The organism is uncultured Thiocystis sp., from assembly GCF_903866365.1.
In the GTDB taxonomy this organism is placed as follows: domain Bacteria; phylum Pseudomonadota; class Gammaproteobacteria; order Chromatiales; family Chromatiaceae; genus Chromatium.
The window spans coordinates 1-3,305 of record NZ_CAIPNF010000457.1; the positions used below are offsets into that span (position 1 = coordinate 1).

General features: G+C 63.5%; 7 protein-coding genes. 2 read left to right on the forward strand and 5 right to left on the reverse strand.

Going from position 1 to position 3,305, the window contains the following annotated elements:
* Positions 1 to 228 precede the first annotated feature (228 nt).
* The 5 genes from QZY07_RS25030 to QZY07_RS25050 are packed head-to-tail and all read right to left on the reverse strand — an operon-like array spanning position 229 to position 2,348.
* On the reverse strand, positions 229 to 699 hold the full coding sequence (locus tag QZY07_RS25030) for a thermonuclease family protein (protein ID WP_295408776.1): 471 nt from the start codon (positions 697 to 699) through the stop codon (positions 229 to 231).
* 25 nt (positions 700 to 724) lie between these two features.
* Positions 725 to 1,171 carry a hypothetical protein gene (locus QZY07_RS25035; protein ID WP_295408777.1) on the reverse strand — a complete coding sequence of 149 codons (447 nt, stop codon included), beginning with the start codon at positions 1,169 to 1,171 and terminating at the stop codon, positions 725 to 727.
* 58 nt (positions 1,172 to 1,229) lie between these two features.
* The gene (locus QZY07_RS25040) at positions 1,230 to 1,655 is read right to left on the reverse strand and encodes a DUF1353 domain-containing protein (RefSeq protein ID WP_295408778.1); all 426 of its coding nucleotides are present in this window, start codon (positions 1,653 to 1,655) and stop codon (positions 1,230 to 1,232) included.
* 4 nt (positions 1,656 to 1,659) lie between these two features.
* Positions 1,660 to 1,836 carry a hypothetical protein gene (locus tag QZY07_RS25045; protein WP_295408779.1) on the reverse strand — a complete coding sequence of 59 codons (177 nt, stop codon included), beginning with the start codon at positions 1,834 to 1,836 and terminating at the stop codon, positions 1,660 to 1,662.
* The gene (locus QZY07_RS25050) at positions 1,833 to 2,348 is read right to left on the reverse strand and encodes a glycosyl hydrolase 108 family protein (protein ID WP_295408780.1); all 516 of its coding nucleotides are present in this window, start codon (positions 2,346 to 2,348) and stop codon (positions 1,833 to 1,835) included. Before QZY07_RS25050 ends, QZY07_RS25045 begins: the two co-directional genes overlap by 4 nt.
* Positions 2,349 to 2,521: 173 nt before the next feature.
* Between QZY07_RS25050 and QZY07_RS25055 the strand changes: the two genes are divergently transcribed.
* Positions 2,522 to 2,785 carry a hypothetical protein gene (locus QZY07_RS25055; protein WP_295408781.1) on the forward strand — a complete coding sequence of 88 codons (264 nt, stop codon included), beginning with the start codon at positions 2,522 to 2,524 and terminating at the stop codon, positions 2,783 to 2,785.
* A gap of 11 nt (positions 2,786 to 2,796) precedes the next feature.
* Positions 2,797 to 3,189, forward strand: a complete 393-nt coding sequence (locus QZY07_RS25060) for a type II toxin-antitoxin system VapC family toxin (protein WP_295408782.1) — start codon at positions 2,797 to 2,799, stop codon at positions 3,187 to 3,189.
* The last annotated feature ends 116 nt before the right edge of the window (positions 3,190 to 3,305 follow it).

The window sequence follows — 3,305 nt, forward strand, 5'->3', positions numbered from 1 at the left end:
CCTGGGGGTTTTAGTCGACATCAGACGATACCGCCCGCGACCCTCTGCCGCCAGTTCATCGGGCATTGCCGCCTATCCCGGTACCGTTTTCTGCACGAACGCTCGGCGCTGTCCCCGGACGCGAAAATGGCCAAAGTCGAGCACATAGCGCTCGCTCAGGAGAACCACGCCCCATCGACGCTATCGATATCGACTTTCGGTTCAACGACATCGTACCCGGCGCGGCGTTCACGTCGATGGAACCGACCGAAACCCGGGCCCACCGGACGCCCGTATTGGTCGATGGTCTGGACCGCTATCCGTGCCTGCTTTGCCATAGGCCAGGACGCTCAAGGCTTGGCGTGACTTGGTACCGTAAGGCTGGGCTTTCTCGGGGGCATCGATCTCGGCCAGCCGGATCTTGACCTCGCGTTGGTTGGCGGTCAGGAGCGTGAAGGTGTCGCCGTCGCTGATGCCTATCACGCGGCCCGTGAGGGTGTCGGCGAGGGCTGGCGAGAGGGTGAGACACGAGTATAAGCAGAAGGTGGATGCGGTGAGAAACCGCATCAATCGCTCGATCAGGCGCAAGGCGGCGCTCACCAGCGACAGCCCGACCGAGCTTTCGGCATAGGTGGTGACGTTGCCGACCGGAATCGGCACGAAGCCGCGCGGATCGGCGATGTCCTCCACATCCGCCTCGACTTCGATCAGGGTCGGCACCGGGCCAGACCAGCGGAACAGGATGTCATTGCCGGCGATGGGATCGCCCGTGATCGGATCCTTGCCGCGCGCATTGACCAGCGCGACGGCATAGATCGGGGTCTTGACGGTGTAGACTTTTGGTCTCGAACAACCGGTATTCCTGCGCAGCGGTCACGCCGACCGTGGGGCGTCCGGGGTCGAGCGGATCGAACAGCCGTTCATCCAGCGCCTTGTAAAAGGCGCCGCCCTCGTCGCGCGTGAGATAGACCGGCACCGGGTTGGCGGGATCGGCAAAGGTCGGCAGGGCAAACAGCAGTTCAGCCGCTGCCGTCAGCGCGATCACTTTGGACTTGAAGCCGGGCGGATCGTCTGCGCCATCGGCGATGGACGCGGGGGTAATGACCGCGCCGCTCGGGTCATGGAACGCGGCGGCGCTGACGGTGTTGCTCTCGGGGTAAAAGAGCCGGTAGGCGGTGCTGGGCTTGGACATGGTAAAACCTCGTGATGAACGTCAGTCAAAAGCGCCGACAGCGGCGCGGGCGAAGCCGTCAGGTCGGGCAACCCTCGGGCGCGTAACGGATCGGATTGGAGGCATGGCGCAGGACCAGCCCGCCGACGAGGCGCACCGCGAGCCAGACCCAGGCGGCGCGGATGGCCCACATGCCATCACGGCGGCAGAGGTCGTAGAGCAGCCGGTCAGCGGCGCGGCGGTGGGTGCGGGGTAGATGACCCTCGCGGATGAGCTGATAGAGCGCGTCATGAATCAGCGAGCCGCGCATGAAGGACGGGCTGTGCAGCGTCGGGCCGCTGGGGCCGTCCCAGGCATAGCCGGCGCGGATGGTCAGCCAGCCCTCGGCGGTCAGGTCGATGAAGCGGGTGCGGATCGTCGCCCCGTCTGGCGGCGCGAGCGCCGGACAGATCAGATCCTGTTGCAGTTGGTAGCGATAGCCACCCTTGTAGGCAATGGCGTTCATGGGGTCAGTCTCGCGGTGGGGTGGAATCGGTCACGAAGGCACCGAGCAGACCGGCGAGCGCCATCCCGCCCGCAATCACTGCGGCCTGCTGGTCGGGGGTGAGAACCACGCCGGCAGCGGTCAGGAGCCAGATCAGGCCGCGCCAGGTGCTGGGTTCGCGGGCGAGTCGTTGCCAGTTCATGCACGGTTCGCCAGGGGATGGGCGTGGTCGAGCGCCAGCGCCAACGCCATCTGTCGGCTGCGCTGCACGCGCGCCTCCCAGCCCTCGCCAAAGGTCGGCCAGTGCTTGAGCGAGCGGTAATAGGTCAGACGCAGGCGGGAATAGGATTCGATGAGGTCAGCCGAGGGCCGGTCCTGGATGGCGGCGAGGGTCAGCGAGCCGATGAGGCCGTCATCGTCCACGCCGCAGAGCTGTTGCAGAAGCTGGACGGCGCGCACTGCGCCGGCATTGACCGCCATATCGAGCACCACCAGATCCAGCCCGACCGGCAGCGCATCGCCCCGGATGCGGTCCCAGAAATCGCGCTGGTAGATGGCTTTGGCGTCGGCGACGGTCAGACGGCGGATGTCGAGCCGGGGGTAACTGCGCTGGCTGATGCCAAACTTGGTGAGTTTGCCGGGGTCTTTGGGGTGATTGACCAATCCGCCCTCTTCGAGCAGGACGAAATCGATGCAGCGGTGAAAGCGGCTCATGGTGCGATCCTCGAAAACGTGCGGCGAGGATCGCGGAGGGCTTAGGCGGTGTCGTGCGGGTTGTGGATGATTTGGAGTTTAAGAGTGGGAAATGTGGGGTGATTGGCCGGCGAGGCAACGCTGGCGGATGCTAGACTGACTGGATTTCTGCCCGCTCCCAAAGGCCCCATCACATGCACGCGATCGAATTTGAGGCTCATCTGAAAGACGGCGTGATTCGTCTGCCTGCTTCTTACCGGCATTGGCGGGAAGACCATTCCGTCAAGGTCATCGTTTTGGCGGACGACGACGAGACGCGGCAATCGCCCCCGCTGAACGCGAATCAACGGCTGTCCGCTATCCTGGAGGTCAGCCGACGCTGCGGGGCCTATTCAGAACTCGATCCGCGCGGTGCGGACGAGATCATTGGCTACGATGCCAACGGATTGCCAAGCTGAAGGACGCGCAGATGGTCATCGATACCTCATCGCTCGTGTGCATCCTGCTGGACGAGCCGGAAGCCGAGCGCTACGCCCGCCGCTTGATCGAGACGGATTCGGCCAATGTCATGTCGGCAGCTACCTGGCTTGAAACCATGCTCGTCATTAGCGCGCGGCGTGGCGAGCTGGGCCGCCAAAGCCTTGACGAACTGCTCACGCTGGCCGTGATCGAGATTCAGCCCGTCGATGCCGAACTGGCGGGCATCGCTTATCAAGCCTGGTTGCAATACGGCAAGGGTCGGCATCCAGCCGGGCTGAACTTCGGCGACTGTTTTTCTTATGCTCTGGCGAAGAAACGTCAAGAGTCCCTATTGTTCAAGGGCGAGGATTTCTCGAAGACCGATGTCGCCAGTGCGCTCTAGTACAGCGGCGCCCAAGTCCCTGTAAGGGCTTTGGCGATTAATGGTACCCTATTGACTATCTTGTTCGCACAGTACAGTCAGTATGATCGGCCAACCCCGTTACCGCATTAACCTGC